Origin of the sequence: Phocaeicola sp. GP0067, assembly GCF_031119655.1 — a bacterium.
GTDB lineage: Bacteria > Bacteroidota > Bacteroidia > Bacteroidales > Bacteroidaceae > Phocaeicola > Phocaeicola vulgatus.
Genome location: NZ_JAVHZY010000001.1, coordinates 138,534 through 160,336, shown reverse-complemented (window position 1 = coordinate 160,336; position 21,803 = coordinate 138,534). Strand labels below are relative to the sequence as shown.

The following is a 21,803-nucleotide window of genomic DNA, read 5'->3' as shown; positions in this document are numbered from 1 at the left end:
TAACTTTTGTTTAATTCTAAATATAATAGTATGAAAACATTTCGTTTTGTTTTATTGCTGTTTTTGGTATTGAGTATATCCAATACAGCTTGGGCGCAAAACCAGACTGTAAAAGGTAAGGTGATAGACTCTAAATTAAAAGAAGCTCTTATGGGGGTTTCTATTTTGGAAATAGGTACTTCAAATGGTACTGTAACTGATTTGGATGGTAACTTTACGCTTTCTGTTCCTAAAGGAGCTGTATTGCGTATTTCTTATGTGGGATATTTAGTTCAGGAAGTTCCGATAAATGGAAAAACATCTTTGGATATATTTTTGAAGGAAGATACTGAATTATTAGATGAGGTAGTGATTGTGGGGTATGGGGCCCAAAAGAAAGCTACATTATCCGGCTCTGTAACAAGTGTAGGTGGTGAGAAGCTGGCAAAAACTCCAGTAACGAATGTATCACAAGGATTAGCTGGACGTTTACCGGGCGTGGTCGCTGTTTCTAACACTTCAGAACCAGGATATGATGGTGCTACTATTACTGTTCGTGGGGTTAATACCTTTGGAAAAGCTGATCCGTTAGTAGTTGTTGATGGAGTACCTGGACGTTCTTTGGAGCGTATTGATCCAAGTACCATTGAAACGATGTCTGTATTAAAAGATGCTTCAGCAGCTATTTATGGTGCTCAAGCTGCCAATGGAGTTATTTTGATTACAACAAAACGAGGAAAAGCAGGCAAGCCGAGAGTAGGTTTTACTTATAATTATGGAATAGCTGCTCCTACTGTAATACCGGAAATGACCAATGCTGTGGAATATGCCACTTTGATGAATGAAATAGATAAGTATGCCGGTAATAAGGGGCGCTATACGGTAGATGATCTTAGATTATATGCTGATGGTTCCGATCCTTGGGGACATCCGGATACGGACTGGTTTAATGAAACATTGAAATCATGGTCTCCACAAACTTATGCCAATGCTACTATTGATGGTGGTACAGAGAATGTGAAATATTTTGTTAGCGTATCAGCCAAAGGACAAGATGCATTTTATCGTCATAGTGGGTCAAATTACCATCAGTATGACTTGAAGATGAATCTTGATATGAAAATTAATAAATATGTTGATACTTATGTCAATGTAACAGGAAGAATGGAAGATCGGAAATATCCAACCCGTTCTGCAGAGAATATTTTCCGTATGCTGATGCGATCTAAACCTAATTCACCGGCTTATTGGCCTGATGGTCGTCCGGGACCCGACATTGAATTTGGTGATAATCCGGTAGTTATATGTACCAATCAAACTGGTTATGAACGTGATAAGCGTTATGTGTTAAATGGGGATTTCGGAGTTAATATCAAGGTGCCTTATGTGGAGGGATTGACTTTGAAGGCTACTGCGTCACTTGATAAGACGTTCCGTTTTCGTAAAATATGGCAAAAACCTTGGTATTTGTATTCATGGGATGGGACTTCGATGGATGAAAATGGCCAGCCCCTATTGGTGGAAGGAAAGAAAGGGTTTAGTGATCCTCGTCTGACAGAATCAATGGAAGATAATTTGGGGGTATTATTGAGTGGTATCGCTAGTTATAGCCATACATTTGCTCAAGATCATGATGTAAATATTCTAGCAGGTGTAGAACGTATCACGGATAAGGGGGATTCATTTGAAGCTTATCGTCGTTATTTTCTTTCTGCCGCTATTGACCAGCTTTTTGCTGGTGGTCAGGATGAAATGAATAATACAGGTACAGGGTATGAGGAAGCCCGTTTAAATTATTTTGGTCGTGTGAACTATGCTTATAAGTCTAAATATTTGGCAGAGTTTGTTTGGCGTTATCAAGGTTCCTATATTTTTGATCGTTCTAATAAATTCGGATTCTTTCCAGGTATTTCATTAGGATATGTAATATCTGAAGAAGATTTTTTCAAAAAGAAATTGCCCTTTATTAGTTTTGCCAAAGTACGGGCATCATGGGGACAGACAGGAAATGATTTGATTGATCCTTATCAGTATTTGGCTTCCTATACTTTCAATGATTTGATGTATTTGACTAATAATGGTGCAACGATGAACCAAGCATTGAAAGAAGGAGTAGCTCCTAATCAAAATGTGACTTGGGAAACAGCTACACAAAAGAATATAGGTCTTGATTTACAATTTTTGAATGGAGATTTGGCATTTACTATTGACTATTTTCATAATAAACGCAGTGATATTTTATGGAAACGAAATGCTTCTGTTCCGGGCACTTCCGGATTGGTACTTCCTGATGAAAACTTAGGGAAAGTACAAAATCAAGGGGTAGATTTCAATATTGATTATCGTAGAAATTTCAAAGATTTTCGGTTGGGTATAAACTTGAATGGGGTTTATGCTAAAAATAAAATTCTTTTTTGGGATGAGGCACCTGGTACTCCAGAATGGCAGAAGTCCACAGGCAAACCTATCGATTCGGGACTTTATTATGAAGCTATCGGCATATTTAAAGATCAAGCAGCTGTAGATGCGTATCCTCATTGGGCCGGTGCACGTCCGGGGGATATTATTTTCAAAGATGTAAATGGGGACAATGTGATAGATGGCAATGATCGTGTTCGTAATGATAAGAGTCGTACTCCACGATTTACAGGTGGATTGAATGTAGATTTAGGATATAAGGATTTTGACCTTTCATTTTTACTACAAGGTGCTATGGGAGGAGTTTTTTATCAAACGACAGAGTCGGGGGATTTTGCCAATTTCTTAAAAAGTTTTTATGATAATCGTTGGACAGAGGAAAACCCAGATGCCGATTTTCCTCGTACTTATAATCGAAGTAATGAATATTTTATAAATCAGCAGAATACATTCTGGTTGCATAAAACTGATTATATACGTTTGAAGAATATAGAATTGGGATATACTGTACCATCTATATGGAGTAAGAAAATAGGTGTGGAACATTTACGTGTTTATATTAATGCTTATAACCTGCTGACAATTAGTCCTGATATGAAGGATTATGATCCCGAAAACACAAGCGGATCGGGATATAATTATCCGTTGAATAAAGTGATAAATTTTGGAGTAAACCTTACTTTTTAAATAAAATGAAAAATATGAAACGTTTATATGGATTATTTGTATTGCTATGTCTTATGCTAACAGCATGCAATGATGATTTTTTGGATGTGGATCCAGTAGACCGTTATTCAGATGCAGTTGTCTGGACGGATGAATCATTAATAACTTCTTTTGTTAATAATATTTACGAGGGACAGAAATGGGGATTTCATACCGTAATGCTTTCTTCTTTGTGCGATGAGTCAATGGAGGTTTGGGCATGGGAGAGCCAGCCAGTAGTGATGAGTGAATTGAGTCCTAGTTATCAAGGTATTCTTGCTCCTAATTTTTGGATTATAACCTTCCATAATATAACTTGGACCAATCTTTATAAAAATATCCGTGCCTGTAATATCTTTTTTGAAAATGCAGAGAAATATGCTTTAGAAGGAGATGTTGTCGATAAATTGAAAGGTGAAGTGCATTATTTACGTGCTTATTTTTATTATTGGTTGTTGAGCCAATGGGGTGGTGTCCCTTTGATTGAGAAATCTTTTACTCCTTCTGATGATTTACTCGTAGCTCGTAATACGTTTGAAGAAACGGTAGATTTTATTGTGAAAGATTTAGATGAAGCAGCTTCTATTTTGCCTTTGAACGGAGATAAAGCCCGTGCAACAAAAGGTGCTGCTATGGCTTTGAAAGCCCGTGTCCTGCTTTATGCGGCTAGTGACTTATTTGTTTCTCAGTCTTTATGGGCATCCGGTTATGAGCATCCTGAACTTATAGGGTATGTGGGAGGTGATCGTACGGAACGTTGGCAACGGGCTAAAAAGGCTGCTAAAGCTGTTATGGATTTAGGTATATATCATCTGTATGGTGAAAATGGAGGATGGAAAAATAGAGAGGAAGCTACTCAAAACTATGCTGATATTTTCTTGTGTCATAATTCGGATGAAGATATTATGGTACAATATTATGATTATGTAAATCATAATAGCAGTGATTTTCAATTGCCTCGTGTTGGTTTGTTCAATAGTCCTAATGGTTTTCATGGTTGGGGTGGAAATACTCCTACAGGACAATTAGTTGATTCTTACGAAATGGCAGATGGTAGTAAATTTAGTTGGGATAATCCACAACAAGCAGCTTACCCTTATCAAAATCGAGATCCTCGCTTCTATGCTTCTATTATGTATAATGGTTCTTATTGGCGTCAACGTCCGGATGATACAGTAGGTAGTGATCCTGAAGGAATAGTACAAACTGCTTATTATCAGCAGTCAGATGGAAGTTATACACCAGGCTTAGATACTCGCCAAGGCCCTATTGAAGATTGGAATGGTTCTTACACAGGATATTATATGCGTAAATTTTTAGACCCTTCAGTTAATCATCAGTATGATAAACAACCTTATCCTTGGCGTCAGATACGTTATGCTGAAGTTTTGTTGAATTATGCTGAAGCATGCATAGAATTAGGTGAAGATGTTGAAGCTCGTAAGTATATCAATATGATTCGTAAAAGAGCGGGAATGCCTGATATACCAAATTCTGAAACGGGAGATGTCTTGAAAGAGCATTATCGTAATGAACGTAAAATAGAATTAGCTTATGAACAACATCGTTATTTTGATATCCGCCGTTGGATGATTGCACCTGAAGTGATTAAGAATGTTCAGGGAATAGATATTCGCTATCCTTATGGAGCTACAGAGCCTAATTATTCCATTATTGATGTGCAGGAGAGAAAATGGAATGATAAGTCTTATTTACTCCCTATTTATCTAGATGAAATGCAGAAAAATGATTTGTTGATACAAAATCCATTATATTAAAAAATTATACATAGATAAGCCCGTAGCTTAATGATAGCTACGGGCTTTGTTAAAAAGAATGATTTTTTATTCCACTCCCAAATCTTTATAAGTTCTCGGAGCCGGAACAGAAGGTAACGGTTTGCGATCCTTCAGCTCTTGTAGAATTACTTCAATAGCTTTATTCAACTGCTGGTCTTCACCTGACTGTTCTTTTACCGGATCATTATCAATCAGAATATCAGGGTCCACTCCATGATTTTCTACTATCCATTGACCGGTCTTTGCATCATAATTGGTAAAGAACGGAACACGCACATCCGTACCATCCATATAAGGTAACGGACCACTGATACCGACAATGCCACCCCATGTACGAGTACCGATAACTTTACCGATTTTATTTGCCTTGAAACTCCATGGGAACAAGTCACCGTCTGAAGCCGAGTATTTATTGATCAGCAATACTTTCGGACCCACTAGTGTTGCATCAGGAATGGTACCGATTTTAGTTGATCCACGACGCATGGTCAGGCGATAGGGTTCACGAAGCAAACGTTCGATAATCATTGGAGATACATTACCACCTCCATTGGCACGGTCATCAATAATCAAGGCTTCTTTATCGAGTTGGGGATAGAAGTAGCGGGCGAATTCATTCAGGCCGTCCGGTCCCATATCGGGAATGTAGACATAGCCTACACGGCCATTAGTTGCTTCTTCCACTTTTTTGATATTATTCTGTACCCAGTTATAATGATACAATGGGTATTCATTGTCTAATGGTTTAATGACTACTTTACGTGCTCCTTTACTTGATGCGGTACGGTTTATGCTTAGTTCAGTCAAGACATTGGCTTTGCCTGCCAGCAGACTGTAAATGTTATCAACAGTAGCTGTTGAAATGCCATCAATAGCTGTGATATAATCTCCTTCTTTTACTCCGATACCCGGTTCTGTAAGGGGAGAACGCAGTTTCTGACTGTAAATTGCACCCGGTAGAATTTTGTCAATACGGTAGAAACCACTCTTGTCACGACTCAGTTCAGCTCCCAGCAATCCCATTGGAATACGTTCGGGACCTTTTATTTCACCCGGATTCACATAAGCGTGTCCGCAAGCCAGCTCGGCAATCATCTCACCGATGATATAGTTCAAGTCCAGACGGGTTTTTGCATGGGGAACTAATACAGCATATTTTTCTTTAATTCCTTTCCAATCTGCTCCATGCATATTTTCCAGATAGAATCCGTCACGGAAAGCCCGCCATGTTTCATCGAATATCTGAGCCCATTCCTGACTGTAGTCAATGGGAGCAATCATGTCATCCAAGTTGACGTTCTCTTCCAATGAGGCTTTAGTGCATGGAAAATCACAGATATACAGATTATTTCCTTTAAAGAACAATGCTTTCCTATGATTGGCAGCTACATCCATATATGCTCCTTCGGCCACGGTTTCTTCTTTTTGTTCGGTCAAATCATATACTTTGGTACTTCTACCACTGGCATACCACACTTTTTTACCGTCTGAATAGAAATTATCGTAGTTACCTGCTTGTAAAGGCAGTTTAATCAGTCTTCCGGGCAAGCCTTCCGGATCAATTTTAACTGCATTATTTGTGGCTTCCGTTTTTTTATTGACAGCATCAGTTGCCTGTTGTTCTATGCTGACCATTTCATCCGAAGGTAATAAAGGTGATGGCGTATCATTGGCGAGCATGGCCATATAGACTCCTCCCATACGATTATAGGCATGGTTCCACTCTGTCTGGCTGTAAATGGGATTAAAGTCCCTTTCAGAATTGAATATGAGGTACTTTCCATCTGTGCTGAAAACAGGTGAAGAAGAATTGTACCATTTTTCGGTTACCGGATATTCCTTACCTGAAGTCAGATGGTATACATAAATGACACTCATGTTATTAGCTCCGGATTTAGTATAGGTAATCCACTGGCTGTCTGGTGAATAGTTTACTTCATAGAACTCTCCTTCCGGATTCTGCATGACAGTCCGTTTCGCTTTTGAGGCAATATCAACTTCTACGATACGGTTTTTACGGTCGGTATAAAGTATTTTCTTGCTGTCCGGGCTCCACATCAGTTGGCGGATATAAGTATCATTGTTTTGGGTCAGTTGGATGGGATCACCCCCTTCGACAGATTGCAGCCAGATTTCAGTTTCACCGGTACGGTCACTGATATAGGCTATTTGTTTACCGTTCGGACTCCATTCTCCTTCCCGTTCATTGGCTCCCGGGGTGCGGGTGATATCACGGGTTACCCCTTTTTCGGCAGGGACATCGAATACCTCTCCGCGGGCAGTTACTGCCAGGCGGTGCCCATCCGGTGAAAGACTGGCGGCAGTCAGGTTATCTGCTACCCGTTTCATTTCTTTTCGGGCATAGATATTGTCTGAAGTCAGCGTGATGGAGATTTTTTCTGATTTGCGCGTTTTAGGATCCAGTTTATAGAGGTATCCTCCATGTTCGTAGACAATTATTTGTCCGTTACTGCTGGGGAATTTTACATCATAATCCGTATAGTGGGTTACTTTTTCAGTTTGTTTGGTCCGGATATTATAAACAAAGATATTCATGGTGCGATCCCGATCGGAAATAAAGTAGATTTCCTCTCCTATCCACATAGGGATAATATCTTGTGCAATATTATTGGTGATATTCTCTACTTTCTTGGCAGCCGGATCATAAATCCAAATGTCATCTGCCATGCCACCGCGATAATATTTCCAATTACGGAATTCTCGCATAACCCGGTTGTAAGCCAGCTTTTTTCCATCGGGGGAATAGCTGCAAAAACCTCCTTCGGGTAATGGAATCACTTCGGACATTCCTCCGTTTTTTGATATACTCCACAGCTTGCCATCGAAACCGTCACTGATACGATTGCGGTAGACTATGTTTTTCCCATCAGGTGTCCAAGTCATTACAATGTTATTGGGACCCATTCGGTCTCCTAAGTCATCCCGGCTGTTTGTTGCTGTATAGGTAAGCCGTTGGGGTTCGCCTCCATCGGTTGGAATCAGATATACTTCAGTGTTACCGTCATATTGACCGGTGAAAGCAATTGATTTTCCATCCGGAGAAAAACGTGCGAACATTTCATAACCGATATGGGAAGTCAGCTTTTGTGCTTCTCCTCCATTCAAAGGTGCTTTGTACAGATCTCCGGCGTAAGAAAAGACAATGTCGGAGCCATTAGTAGCGGGGAAACGGAGTAACCTAGCCTCATCGGCATGTCCGGTGAAAGCTGTTCCTGCCAGTAACAGGGAGAATAATAGCTTTTTGTTCATTTTATTTAGGGTTTGATTTTCGTCGGAAACAAAGTTAGGTATTATTATTTAGATTATGAGCTGGAACTTATTTCTTTTTTCAGTTGATTATTACTAGAGTTTTTTAATAAGAAATAGTTTTATTGGCATAATATTTTTAAGAAATGCTATATTTGCAATATTAATAGTCTTAATAAAGATGGATGCAAGTATAGTAGATAAAGATTTGATTGAAAGAATAAACAAAGGAGAAGAAAAAGCTTTTGAGGTTTTATATAATAGCTATTTTGTCTATCTCTGTGCTTGTGCTAATTCTTATATCTTTAACCCTGTGGAAGCGCAAGATATAGTTAATGAGACTTTTGCTAAAATATGGTATAGGCGTGGTGAGTTATCTTTTCCTATTCATGCTTATTTGATACGTGCTATTCAGAACGGGTGTTTGAATTACCTCCGTTCGCTTCACAGTCGTGAAAGAATTATAGATGAATACCGTGAAGCATTACTTGAGTATCAAGAAGAATTTTGTACTTCTGAGTGTTCGCCTTTGCAAGAAATGGAATTAGCTGATTTGGAAAAATCAGTCCAAAATATAGTGTCTTCCTTGCCTGATAAATGCAGGTTCATTTTTGAGCAATATCTTTATTCCAATTTGACTCCTCAAGAGATTGCAGATAAAAATAATATTTCAGTCAATACAGTCAGAGTACATGTAAAAAATGCCATGGATAAAATAAGAGAAAAGGTGGGATCTAGAGTGGGGATTCTATTATTTTTTCTTTTCTAAAAAAAGAATGAAAAAAATCTGTTTTTGGCTTAAATGTTTTGTCTGTTGCCTGTGTATTATCTATAGATAATTCCAAAGATATAAAATGAACAGCCAAATAGATGAATTTGAACAAATAATGCTGGATTATCTGAAAGGCGAAATCTCGTCTGAAGATATGCAGAAACTAACTATATTACTGAAAAGAGAGAATGTTTGTCGCGAAAAATATCGTGAAATAGCCCGTTCTTATGCATTGGCATCCTCTTCTTGGTTTGCACGCAGGAAAGAGCGGAATTTAGAACAATTGCGTGATACTTTAAATTTTCATTCTTCCCGTAAACATTCATTTTTCCGCAAAATAAGTGTTTGGGGAAGTGTGGCTGTATGGGCTTTGCTGATTGGTTGCAGCATAACGTGCTTTTATTTATATCATTCGTCTGGTCAAGAGGTTCTTGCTCCCTCCTATTGTCAGATTGAAATTCCCCAGGGAGCCAGTTCAAAATTACTATTACCCGATAGTACCATTGTTTTTCTGAATGGGGGAACGGTTTTAAAATATGATGCTTTGTTGCGGCATCAGGCTGACCGGGAAGTTTTTCTTTCGGGCGAGGCTTATTTCAAAGTTGCCAGGAATGTGCGCAAACCTTTTATCGTCCATACGGGGGAACTGAATATACAAGTGCTGGGTACGACATTTAATGTAGCTTCTTATCCTGATGATGCAGAAATAAAAGTGAGTCTTGTAGAGGGTAGTGTGAATGTTTATACTACTTCAGATGCTAAAAAGAATATACTGCTTTCCCCTGATGAACAGGCTGTTTTTAATAAGGATGATAAGGCTTTGTTTATGAGGAAGATAGATGCTTCTTCTCAAGCAGCTTGGACTACAGGAAGATTGGTATTTGTCAATGAAAAGTTATTTGATATTTTGAAATCAATCGAAAAAAAATATGACGTACAGATACTTGTGCAGTCCCGGAAAGTCTATACTGAATATTTTTCAGGAAGTATAGATGCGAATCTGACCTTGGATGAAATCCTTTCTTATCTGGATGTGGATAATAAGTTTATGTGGAGAAAGAAAGGAAAAACAATAGTCGTTACAGACCGTTGACGGATAAATAAGAAGTACATGCCTAAATAATTGTTAACTAAAAATTCTAAGTATGAAAAAAAACTTTTGTAAAGTTCGTAGGGAACATTGGTTCTCTCTTGTATGGGTCGTTTCATTTTTACTATGGGGGAACGTCGCTATGGCCGCATTGCCTATTCAGGAGGCAAGGTTTTCTATGCAACAGCATTCAGTAGCTTTGAGCCGGGTTTTTCATGAGATTGAAAAGCAGACCGGTTACTCTTTCCTTGTTCGCAATAATGATATCAATATGAATGAGAAAGTGTCTATTGATGTCAGAAATAAAAGTGTGGAAGAAGTGCTTGAGATGTTGTTTGCAGGGAGAAATATCTGCTATAAAGTGGAAGGGGAACATATTTCTGTTTATAAGCCTCAGCAAGCAAGACAGAATACAATTACCGGATTAGTAATGGATGTGGCAAAGGAACCGATTATCGGTGCTTCTGTTGTGGTAATGGGGACTACTAACGGGTGTATCACGGATTTTGATGGAAAATTTTCTTTAGAAGTTCCTGAATTTCCTGTGAAGTTACAAATAAGTTATATTGGTTATAAGTCTCAAGAAATAGCCGTGCATGATACAAAAACCATTCAGGTGGTATTGCGTGAGGACACTGAAACTTTAGACGAAGTGGTGGTAGTGGGCTACGGCTCACAGAAAAAGGCAAACCTGACAGGAGCCGTTGCCTCGGTCAAAATGGATGAAGTGATTGGTGACCGTCCGCTGGTTAATGCCGCTGAGGCGTTGCAAGGAACCGTGCCGGGATTACTTGTTTCAAGTAATGGTAATGATCCAGGACAAGGGAAGAAATTTCAGGTTCGCGGAGCTTATTCTGTCGGTATAAAGAACGATGATGGTTCGTATGGTAATACCATTGAACCGTTGGTACTGATTGATAATGTGGAAGGTGATATTGATATGATTAATCCTGAAGATATTGAGACGGTAACTGTTTTGAAAGATGCTGCTTCGGCAGCTATTTATGGTGCGCGTGCAGCAGGTGGTGTTATTCTGATTACTACCAAACGTCCTAAAGGTGGTACTAGTTTTCAATTGAATTATAATAATAATTTTGCCTTTTCGAATGCTATAAACCTTCCCAAACAAGCTCCGCTAATGGATTATCTGCAAGCTTACTCGGATGCTGCCGGTGATCAGTTTTGGACTCCCGGGGCTCCTAGTGTAAGTAGATGGATGGAGTTGTTGAAGCAATATCAACAAGATCCTTCTTCATTGCAGACTATGGGGGATGGTATTTATAAGGATACGGATGGGTCACTTTATTATATGAATGAAAAGGACTTGGTGAAGAATATGCTCGAAACCAGTTTTCAGATGACTCATAATATTTCTGCTACCGGCGGTACGGATAAATTGAGATATAGATTATCCGCTGGTTATTTATCGAATGATGGTATTCTAGTGACTAATAAAGATAAATATGACAGAATGAATGTAAGCAGTTTTGTTTCCGCAGATATTACATCTTGGTTCACACAAGAAGCTACACTAAGCTATGCACATAGTAAAAAGACTTTGCCGGCATCAGCTTTGGGTGGTATTTATTCCACTCGTCTGGCATCTTTTTATCCCGAAGGAGTGTGTCCGGAGGGAGCGGATGATTTGGGTGGAGAAGGACTACCCTATTTTACTCCGAGGAATCAGGTAGAATGGTCAAATCCTTCAAAAACGATTAATGACAATCCGCGTATTTTTTTTAAATCTATTTTGAAGCCTCTGAAAGGGTTGGAGATTGCATTTGAATATACATTTGATAAAAATATATATGATTATCATTGGTATACCGGAAGTGTGCCCTATACTACTATACAAGGAGGTAAAGATGTAACTCCGACCAATGATTATCTGCGTAAGTACAAGCAATATACAGACTATAATGCTTTCAACCTGTATGGGACGTATGATTTTTCTTTAGGCGATCATCGTTTTAAGGTTATGGCTGGTTTCAATCAGGAATCGAAATATAAAGAAACTTTAGATGCCTACTCTTATGGACAGGCTATTACAGATATTCCTGCTATGGGATCAGGAACTTCTACCATCAAGGTCAATGACTCTTATGATGAATTTGCCGTGCGTGGTGGTTTCTTTCGTGTGAATTATAATTATAGAGACAAATATCTTTTAGAAGTGAATGGACGTTATGACGGTTCTTCTAAATTTCCCAAAGAAAACCGGTTTGGTTTCTTCCCTTCTGTTTCTGTGGGCTGGCAGATTGCACAGGAAAAATTCATGGAAGCTACACGCGATTGGCTGGGAGGATTGAAAATACGTGCATCTTATGGTGAGATTGGTAATCAGAATGTTCCCTCTTATTCCTATACTCCGACTATGGAATTGAATAATAAGTATAACGGATGGTTATCAGGTAGTGATTTTGTAACCGCCATTAGTTCATTACCAGCGTTGGTCAGCAACAGCTTTACATGGGAAAAAGTGGGAACACTGGATTTCGGATTGGATATATCTTTGCTGAACAATCGTTTGAATGGTACATTTGATTGGTATCAACGGGATACTAAAGGTATGCTTGCTCCAGGTATGCAGTTACCGGGAGTGGTGGGTGCGAGCGCCCCATATCAGAATACGGCCGACATGCGTACTACTGGCTGGGAACTAAATTTGAACTGGAGAGATCAGATTGGTAAAGTAAGTTATCGTGTTGGTTTCAACTTGTCAGACAGTAAATCTAAAATAATGAAATATAATTCCAATGAGTCAAAAATACTAACGAGCACATTGAGCAACGGAAATACTTTTTGGAATTATTATGAAGGAAAGGAAATTGGAGAAATCTGGGGTTATGAAGCTAATGGATTTTATACAGTTGATGATTTTGAAAGCACCTCGTCTTGGATATTAAAGGATGGAATTACCGCTTTGGAGGGATATTCACCGCGGCCGGGTGATTTGAAGTTTAAAAACTTGAGAGATGAAGAAGGGAAAGAAAATATCATTACTTCCGGTAATAACACAGTGGACAATCCGGGAGACCGTAAAGTTATCGGGAACAATATGCCTCGTTATCTATATGGTATCAATTTGGGGGCTAGTTATGGAGGTTTTGATTTGAATATCTTCTTGCAGGGAACAGGTAAACGTGACGCTTGGATTGCCAATACATTGAATATGCCTTTATACGCGGATTTTAAATTTGTACCTTTGTATGATGATTTGAGCAATTATTGGAAACCGGCCGATTTAGCAGCAGGTGATTATACTTGCAGCAATCCGAATGCTGAATTTCCACGTGTTTATGGAAATTATGGAAACCAAGGCTCTAACTATCGTCAATCGGACAAATTTCTGTCAGATGCTTCTTATTTACGTATTAAAAATGTAACTCTGTCCTATACAGTTCCTAAGGCATGGGTGTCGAAGCTGACATTGAAGCAGTTGAAAGCATTTGTCAGCATTGAAAATTTGGCTACGTTTTCATCATTACCGAAGGGAATTGATCCGGAGACTTTGAATTGGAACTATCCTGCATCGCGCACAGTTTCATTTGGTATAAACCTTACATTATAAATCACCTTTTAATCGAGTAAGCAATATGAAAAAGATATTTATAAGTTTTGCCATCTTGGCAGGCGTTACGCTCTCGGGATGTAACGATAGTTTTTTGGATAAACTTCCGGTAACTGATCCGACGGAAGAAACCGTTTTTAAGTCATACGATAATTTTTTGGCATTTATGTGGCCTTGTTATGAGATGTTTTCAAACACGGATATCGCTACCTCTGTAAATGGAATAGGGCAAAATTCTCACTATCAAGGAGATATAAATGCAGGTTTTATGGATTCTAAGTATGAGTCCAGCTCTAATAATTATGCTTACCAGAAGATAACAAGCACAGCTACGGGAAATGGCTGGAGCTTTGGATACTTGCGTCGTATCAATATGATGCTGACGCACATTGATGGTTCCAATCTGACGGATGTTGAGAAAAACCATTGGAAGGCAGTAGGTTATTTTTTCCATTCTTACTGGTATATGGAACTGATAAATCGTTTTGGTGATATTCCTTGGATAGAAACCGTTCTGAATGATGAATCTCCCGAGGCGTATGGTCCTCGGGTGGCTCGTAAAGAAGTGGCGGATAAAGTTCTGGACCGTTTGAAATGGGCGGAAGAAAATATAGGCGATTTCCAAAGCAGGGATGGTGATAACACCATTAATCGTGACTGTATTCGTGCGGCTATTTCACGTTTTACATTACGTGAGGGAACGTGGCGCAAATATCATGAACTTGGAGATTATGATAAGTATTTCACGGAATGTATTCGTGTGTCCAAGTTATTGATGGATGATTATCCTACTTTATATTATGGCACGGACGGACAGCCTGCTGCGGGTTATGGCGAGATGTGGACAACAGAAAGTTTAAAGGGGATTCCGGGAGTGATTCTATATAAGGAATATGTCGATGATATCAATAACTGTAACTATAGTTATATGGAGCATACCTCTTCGCATTATGTGGAGATGAATCAAAAGACCGTTGATCTATATTTGATGAAAAACGGTAAACCTATTTTGAATCATGCTTCCAGTTATCATGGTGACAAGGATATGTATGCCACATTCCGTGATAGAGACCCCCGCTTGTATCATACCGTAATCCCTCCTTACAAAGTAAAAGCGGGTAAAGGAGACTATCCTACTTGGTCATATACAGATGATCCTGCCGATCGTGAATATATTGATATTATGAAACCTAATGAATCATGTTCTAATCCGGGTACAGGCATGAAACGTTTGCCCGGTCAGAACTGGAGTGCTTCGTTGGTTCCTGAAATTCCTCGATTGGGAACAGGGGCGTTTGTTACATGCCGATCGGGCTATTATGTCTGGAAGAATTGGAGCCAGTGGGAAAAGAGTTTTAATAACGGTGCACAAAACACAGCCGACAAGCCTATTTTTAAGATAGAAGAGGTTTTATTGAATTATGCCGAAGCCATGTTTGAAGCAGGGCAGTTCAATCAACCGGTTGCTGATATTACTATTAATAAATTGCGTGACCGTGCTGGAGTTGCTCAAATGGTTGTTGCTGATATTAATGATAGTTTTGATCCTAATCGTGGCAAATACTACCCTAAAGGCAATGATAATGGCATTTTGGTGGATCCTGTATTATGGGAGATACGTCGTGAAAGAATTATTGAGCTGATGGGAGAAGGTTTTGGTTTCTATGATATCAGACGTTGGAGAATGGCACCTTGGTTCTTGAATAAGACTGCAACAGGATTATGGCTTTCAAAAGAAAAGGCGGCAGCGGCGGGATATACTTTGTATAACACGGAGACAGGCTATTCGGATGGAGCAACAGGGACAATGAAAGAGGGATATCTGTATTTGTTCAATGACCCATTGAAAGAGGGCAAAGGATGGTTGGAGAAATATTATTTATATCAGGTTCCGACAACTGAAATATTGTTGAATCCTGCTTTGGAACAGAATCCAGGTTGGTAAATAGGTAAATGTTAATATAAAGTCGTCTTTATATAATTTTTATTTGAGGCGACTTTATTATTTCATCAATTGGAATATTTTCCATATCTTGCTCAAAGAAAAACTAATTCAATAAACTGTATAATGAAAAATCGAAACCTCTTTCTTTTAACCAGTGGGCTGGCATTTCCTTTATTAGGTGCTTATGCCCAGAAAACCCCTAAACCGAATATCATTTATATAATGTGTGATGATATGGGGTATGGTGATTTAGGGTGTTACGGTCAGCCCTACATCAGTACACCGAATATTGATAATATGGCTAAAGAAGGTATGCGTTTTACACAAGCGTATGCCGGTAGTCCGGTGAGTGCTCCATCACGTGCGTCATTTATGACCGGGCAACATTCCGGACATTGTGAAGTACGTGGGAACAAGGAGTACTGGCGCGATGCCCCTGTTGTGATGTATGGAAATAATAAGGAATATGCCGTGGTGGGGCAACATCCATACGATCCCGGTCATGTGATTATACCTGAAATAATGAAAGATAACGGTTATACTACCGGTATGTTTGGTAAATGGGCAGGGGGCTATGAGGGATCTGTGTCTACGCCGGACAAACGGGGTATTGATGAATATTATGGTTATATCTGTCAGTTTCAGGCTCATTTATATTATCCGAATTTCCTGAACCGGTATAGTAAATCGGCTGGTGATACGGCAGTGGTTCGTGTAGTGATGGATGAGAATATCAACTATCCTATGTTTGGTAAGGACTATTTCAAACGTCCGCAATATTCTGCGGATATGATCCATGAAGAAGCAATGAAATGGTTGGATAAACAGGATGGCAAGCAACCTTTCTTTGGTATTTTTACTTATACGCTTCCTCATGCAGAGCTGGCGCAGCCCGAAGATTCTATTCTGACAGGTTATCAAAAGAAGTTTTTTGAAGATAAAACTTGGGGTGGACAGGAAGGATCAAGATATAATCCGTCGGTACACACCCATGCGCAGTTTGCCGGCATGATTACTCGCTTGGATTATTATGTAGGAGAAGTTTTGAACAAATTAAAGGAGAAAGGACTGGACGAAAATACCATTGTGATTTTTACCAGTGATAACGGCCCTCATGAAGAAGGAGGAGCTGATCCTACCTTTTTTGGTCGTGACGGCAAACTTCGTGGATTGAAACGTCAATGTTATGAGGGAGGTATCCGTATTCCGTTCATTGTACGTTGGCCGGGCAAAGTACCCGAAGGAACGGTCAATGATCATCAGTTGGCTTTCTATGACTTGATGCCTACATTTTGTGACTTGGCAGGTGTGAAGAATTATGTAAAGAAGTACACTAACAAGAAAAAAGATGTGGATTATTTTGATGGTATTTCTTTTGCTCCGACTTTGTTAGGGCAGGAAGGACAGAAGAAACATGATTTCTTGTATTGGGAATTTGATGAAACCGATCAGATTGGTGTACGTATGGGAGACTGGAAGATGGTAGTGAAAAAAGGGACTCCTTTCCTTTACAATCTTGCTACAGATATTCATGAAGACCATGATATCGCTGCCGGACATCCGGATATTGTGAAACAAATGAAAGAGATTATCAGAACACAGCATACTCCGAATCCTCATTTCTCTGTGACTTTGCCTTCATTTGAATAAATAGATTTTTTATTCTGATATTCCTCAATCTATTCATTTAGATTGAGGAATATTTTTTTATGTTCCATAAACCTGCTATCTTTGTCTCGCAAATTTAAAAATATTCCGATGAGAATTTAAAACATTCATTTCCATACAACTATTTGTTTTTACGTTGGGACAGCAGGCGAAATAATTTCGTTTGTTGCGCAATAGTTGTCTTCTTATTCCAACTACGAACTTTTCAGTATTCATATTTAAAATTCTTAGAAAGAGTATGTGTATACATGTACAGTCCATTACTTACATGCATCCGGATAAAGATGTGCTTTTCAGTAATGTCAGTTTTACTATCAGTAAAGGGCAAAAAGTAGCCCTCATCGGAAACAACGGTTCGGGAAAATCTACCTTGATGCGATTGATAACTAAAGAGCTATTACCTTCTGAAGGACAAATTATATGTCCGGATATCCCCTATTCTATTCCACAGCATTTTGGTCAGTTTAATCATTTGACAGTAGCCGGGGCATTGGGAATAGAAAGAAAGTTATATGCACTTCATGCCATTTTACAGGGAGATGCTTCGATAGAGCATTTTACGGCTTTGGCGGATGACTGGAAAATAGAAGAGAAAGCGGTTGCTGCTTTGAATGAATGGGGGTTGGTAGGAGTACCTCTTTCCTATCCCATGCATTTGTTGAGTGGCGGTGAGAAAACAAAAGTTTTTCTAGCAGGAATTACTATATACTCTCCTGCTTTTATTTTGATGGATGAGCCTACCAATCATTTGGATGACGAAAGCCGTATCCGGCTGTACCGTTTTATAACTACTGCTGCAGCAGGGATACTGGTTGTCAGCCATGACCGGACATTACTCAATTTACTTTCTTCTACCTATGAGCTTACTGCAAAAGGTGTCACTTATTATGCTGGAAATTACGATTTCTATAAAGAACAGAAGAAATTGGCTGTAGAAGCTCTGCAAACCCGGTTGAAGGAGAATGAAAAGCAATTACAAAAAGCCCGAAAGCAGGCACGTGAGGTAATGGAGCGTCAACAAAAGCATGATGTGCGAGGTAAAAAACAAAATGTGAAGAAAGGAGTCGGAAAGATGGCAATGCATACATTCAGGGATCAGGCTGAGAAAAGTACTGTCCGTTTAGGAGATGTTCATGCTGATAAGATCCGTTTTTTGGCAGGAGAAACAGTAGAACTGCATAAAGCTTTACCTGATATGAAGGCGATGAAAGTAAATTTCAATTCATCTTCTTTGCATATCGGTAAGATACTTATCGTAGCTTCAAGTGTGAATTATTCGTATGGAGAAAATCCTTTGTGGTCTTCTCCTCTTGAGTTTACCATCAAAAGTGGTGACCGTATTCATTTGAAAGGAAGTAATGGTAGTGGTAAAACAACTTTATTGAGGTTGATAACCGGAAGTCTTGCTCCTACTCAAGGTTCTTTGATACAGGCAGAAGGGCTGACGTACGTTTATCTTGATCAGGAATATTCTATAATTCGTAATGATTTGTCGGTATTGGAACAACTTGCCTTATTCAATAGTGAATTGTATGATAATGAATTGAGAACGATTCTCAACCGTTTTTTGTTTCCTGTTTCCACATGGAACAAGAAGTGTAGCTATCTGAGTGGAGGTGAGAAGATGAAACTTTCTCTCTGTTGTCTTATGGTGAGTGCACAGGCCCCCGATGTTTTTATTGTGGATGAACCTACTAATAATATTGATATTCTGAGTATGGAGATATTGACCGAAACTTTGAAGGATTATCAAGGCACTTTGTTGGTGGTGAGTCATGACAACTATTTTGTGCAACAAATAAAGGCAGATAAGCAGATTGAGTTGTTCTGATGTTTTTATTTTGTCAAGTGCGGCATTTTTGTTTTAAATATAGAATTTGACAAAAATGCCGCAGACTTGATTTATTTTATTCGGAGTTATTATTGCAGTGTCAGCGTCTTTACTTGTAATTCAGCATCTTTAGAATTACCCCCTACCATTATGTCGAAGTTTCCGGCTATGGTGCGCATGGTATTTGTCTGCGCGTCCCACCATTCCAATTGTTTGGGTGTTAACTCTAATTCTACATTGACTGTTTTTCCTGCAGGAATTTGTACACGTTTGAAAGCACGCAGTGTTTTAACCGGTCCTTCCGCATCTTCTTGTTTTTTCAGATATACCTGTACTACTTCTTCCCCGTCACGATTACCGGTATTGGTTACAGGAACAATAATTTTGGCAGTTTCTCCTACTTTAATCGTTTGCTCCAGTTTGATGTTACCATAGTTAAAAGTGGTATAACTCAAACCATAACCGAATGGGAAAAGAGGATCACCTTTAAAATAACGGTAAGTACGTCCTGTCATATTATAATCTTCAAAATCAGGTAATTGCGTTATGTTCCGGTAAAAAGTAACGGGCAGTCGTCCTGCAGGATTGTAATCTCCAAACAAAACTTCGGCGGCAGCTTTACCTCCGGATTGTCCCGGATACCATGCTTGTAAAATGGCCTGACAATATTTGGTTTCGGGCTCCATGGCAATGGGTGATCCGGAAAAATTAACGAAAATAACTTTTTTCCCGGCATCACAGAGTGCTTTTATCAATTCACGCTGAACAGCCGGAAGTTCGATGTCAGTACGGTCTCCTTTGCGGAATCCCGGTAAATTGACACCCATCTCCTCTCCTTCCAAACTTGGAGATATACCGCCTGCAAATATAACTACATCAGCATCTTTCACTTTTGCTACCGTGTTTTTAATGTTGACTTCTTCTTTAAATCCAAGATCGAAATTCAACTGTGCGTCTCCACTAAAGTATTGGAAGCGGATTTCTATATCGTATGGCTTGCCGGCTTCTGCATGCATGGCGTAAGCTTGTCCCCTGCCCCCATGTTTGTTGGTGAATTTCTTTACTTCTTCACCATTTATCAATAATTGTGTAGCTCCACAACTATAGAAGTTGAAAATAACCTCTCCTGTTTCCTGGGGGGTGAACACACTTTGATAGACGGCCGAGAAATCGGTCAGGTTCACACCGGGAGCAAATACGGTGGCTCCGGAAGTGCAAAGACGGAACGGTGTGGTAAGTTGTGCGGTGGCTACCGCATTTCCTTCATATTCCTTGTTGTTCCAATAGCGGGCGGAGAATCCTGGACCTTCTTTAGAAGTACACTGGCTGAAAACGCTTCTGATTAATGAGCGCTCCACCCAGCTGCAACCTTGTTCATAGATCAGCTTGTCGTTCTCTCCCATGGCTGAGCGGATACCTTCCAATAAGGTGATCGTATGTTTGGGAGTACCGTTATAATTACCCCATTGCATCACAGAATCATTTGCGTTAGGTCCCATGACGGCGATGGTTTGTCCACCGCGTTTCAGTGGCAGGATATTATTTTTGTTCAGTAACAGCGTCATTGATTTGCGTGCTATATCTAGTGACAGGGAATCATGTTCTGCCGAGCAAACCACTGAATAAGGAATTTTAGTCCATTCCACTTTGTCAGGATCATCCATTTCCCCCAATTCAAAGCGTGCTTTTAATAATCGTTTTACGGATACATCAATGTCCTTTTCACTGATTAATCCTTTTTTAGCGCTTTCTACCAATGCTTTATAACTGGAACCACATTCCAGATCCGTACCGCTTAATACTGCGGCGGCAGAGGCCGATTCAGCATCCGGATGTGTTTTGTGTCCTTTTTCCCGATAGAAATCGTCAATAGCACCACAATCTGAAAGTACAATGCCGTCATATCCCCAGTCTTGACGGAGAATTTGCATCAGCAGGCGGTCACTTCCGCAACACGGATCACCTTCCAAACGGTTATAGGCACACATTACCTCCTTTACTTTTGCTTCTTTTACTAATGCTTCGAAAGGTACAAGATAAGTTTCATGCAAGTCACGCGGTTTGATATTTTCCGCATTGAACTCATGACGATTCCATTCCGGCCCTGAATGGACGGCAAAGTGTTTGGCACAAGCGTGTATTTTATCGTATTTTTGATTAGCATCCATGCATTGCAATCCTTTTACCACATTTACCCCCATGACACTTGTCAGATAAGGATCTTCCCCGTACGTTTCAATACCTCTCCCCCATCTGGGATCGCGATAAATATTGACGGTGGGTGTCCACATGGTCAGGCCTTGATACCGTTCGTAGCTTCCCGCCGCCGAGTATGCGGCATTTTTGGCCCGGGCTTCATCCGAAACTGCAGTATAGATGGTATGTATGGCATCGGGCTCAAAAGAGGCCGCCATGCCTATAGGCTGAGGAAAGACGGTGGCCAGTCCGCTCCGTGCCACTCCGTGCAAGGCTTCGTTCCACCAATTATAAGGTTTAATGCCTAATCTTTCGACAGGTTTGGAGTTGTCCATCATTAAGGCAACTTTTTCTTCTAGAGTAAGTTGTTGCAATAAATCCTCTGCCCGTTCTTCGGGAGATAAACTGCTGTCTTTATAAGCCGGTTGATTGTTACAGCCGCTTAGCATCACAAGGGAAGCAAATAAATATAGAATTTTGTTTCTCATAGTAAAATGGTAAAAATGATTAGTTACACGGCAAAAATAGAATAATTGTGAAAAAAGTCCGTGTATTTTTTGAT

10 protein-coding genes are annotated in these 21,803 nt (G+C 39.6%); 8 read left to right on the top strand and 2 right to left on the bottom strand.

Translation table 11 applies throughout. From position 1 onward, the window contains the following. The first annotated feature begins 30 nt into the window (after window positions 1–30). Window positions 31–3,084, top strand: coding sequence for a TonB-dependent receptor (locus RE317_RS00610; protein WP_022508596.1), 3,054 nt, complete (start codon window positions 31–33; stop codon window positions 3,082–3,084). A 14-nt stretch (window positions 3,085–3,098) separates the two neighbouring features. Further along, window positions 3,099–4,880, top strand: coding sequence for a RagB/SusD family nutrient uptake outer membrane protein (locus RE317_RS00605; RefSeq protein WP_008666490.1), 1,782 nt, complete (start codon window positions 3,099–3,101; stop codon window positions 4,878–4,880). A gap of 66 nt (window positions 4,881–4,946) precedes the next feature. Here the strand turns inward: RE317_RS00605 and RE317_RS00600 are convergent, their stop codons facing one another. Further along, complete coding sequence (locus RE317_RS00600) at window positions 4,947–8,171, bottom strand: S41 family peptidase (protein WP_008666488.1); 3,225 nt, start codon at window positions 8,169–8,171, stop codon at window positions 4,947–4,949. A gap of 178 nt (window positions 8,172–8,349) precedes the next feature. Here RE317_RS00600 and RE317_RS00595 point away from each other — a divergent pair, with 178 nt between their 5' ends. From RE317_RS00595 to RE317_RS00570, 6 genes are all read left to right on the top strand, one after another. Continuing rightward, a complete protein-coding gene (locus tag RE317_RS00595; RefSeq protein WP_008666486.1) occupies window positions 8,350–8,937 on the top strand; it encodes an RNA polymerase sigma-70 factor in 588 nt (195 codons plus the stop codon). 85 nt (window positions 8,938–9,022) lie between these two features. After that, on the top strand, window positions 9,023–10,033 hold the full coding sequence (locus RE317_RS00590; protein WP_008666484.1) for a FecR family protein: 1,011 nt from the start codon (window positions 9,023–9,025) through the stop codon (window positions 10,031–10,033). Window positions 10,034–10,085: 52 nt separating this feature from the next. After that, window positions 10,086–13,601: a TonB-dependent receptor gene (locus RE317_RS00585; RefSeq protein WP_008666483.1), complete on the top strand. Its 3,516-nt coding sequence runs from the start codon at window positions 10,086–10,088 to the stop codon at window positions 13,599–13,601. A 25-nt stretch (window positions 13,602–13,626) separates the two neighbouring features. After that, window positions 13,627–15,546 (top strand): RagB/SusD family nutrient uptake outer membrane protein, encoded by a 1,920-nt coding sequence (locus RE317_RS00580; protein WP_008666480.1) that lies wholly within the window; start codon window positions 13,627–13,629, stop codon window positions 15,544–15,546. A 123-nt stretch (window positions 15,547–15,669) separates the two neighbouring features. After that, entirely contained in the window at window positions 15,670–17,196 is a 1,527-nt protein-coding gene (locus tag RE317_RS00575) for an arylsulfatase (protein WP_005849945.1), read from the top strand. A gap of 256 nt (window positions 17,197–17,452) precedes the next feature. Further along, a complete protein-coding gene (locus tag RE317_RS00570; protein ID WP_008666477.1) occupies window positions 17,453–19,045 on the top strand; it encodes an ABC-F family ATP-binding cassette domain-containing protein in 1,593 nt (530 codons plus the stop codon). A gap of 89 nt (window positions 19,046–19,134) precedes the next feature. Here RE317_RS00570 and xyl3A read toward each other — a convergent pair whose 3' ends face one another. Beyond that, on the bottom strand, window positions 19,135–21,729 hold the full coding sequence (xyl3A, locus tag RE317_RS00565; RefSeq protein ID WP_008666475.1) for a xylan 1,4-beta-xylosidase: 2,595 nt from the start codon (window positions 21,727–21,729) through the stop codon (window positions 19,135–19,137). Between the last annotated feature and the right edge of the window lie 74 nt (window positions 21,730–21,803).

Coding starts and splice junctions, on each gene's coding strand:
- RE317_RS00610 (WP_022508596.1), top strand. CDS start 31: ATGAAAACATTTCGTTTTGTTTTATTGCTGTTTTTGGTATTGAGTATA.
- RE317_RS00605 (WP_008666490.1), top strand. CDS start 3,099: ATGAAACGTTTATATGGATTATTTGTATTGCTATGTCTTATGCTAACA.
- RE317_RS00600 (WP_008666488.1), bottom strand. CDS start 8,171: ATGAACAAAAAGCTATTATTCTCCCTGTTACTGGCAGGAACAGCTTTC.
- RE317_RS00595 (WP_008666486.1), top strand. CDS start 8,350: ATGGATGCAAGTATAGTAGATAAAGATTTGATTGAAAGAATAAACAAA.
- RE317_RS00590 (WP_008666484.1), top strand. CDS start 9,023: ATGAACAGCCAAATAGATGAATTTGAACAAATAATGCTGGATTATCTG.
- RE317_RS00585 (WP_008666483.1), top strand. CDS start 10,086: ATGAAAAAAAACTTTTGTAAAGTTCGTAGGGAACATTGGTTCTCTCTT.
- RE317_RS00580 (WP_008666480.1), top strand. CDS start 13,627: ATGAAAAAGATATTTATAAGTTTTGCCATCTTGGCAGGCGTTACGCTC.
- RE317_RS00575 (WP_005849945.1), top strand. CDS start 15,670: ATGAAAAATCGAAACCTCTTTCTTTTAACCAGTGGGCTGGCATTTCCT.
- RE317_RS00570 (WP_008666477.1), top strand. CDS start 17,453: ATGTGTATACATGTACAGTCCATTACTTACATGCATCCGGATAAAGAT.
- xyl3A (WP_008666475.1), bottom strand. CDS start 21,729: ATGAGAAACAAAATTCTATATTTATTTGCTTCCCTTGTGATGCTAAGC.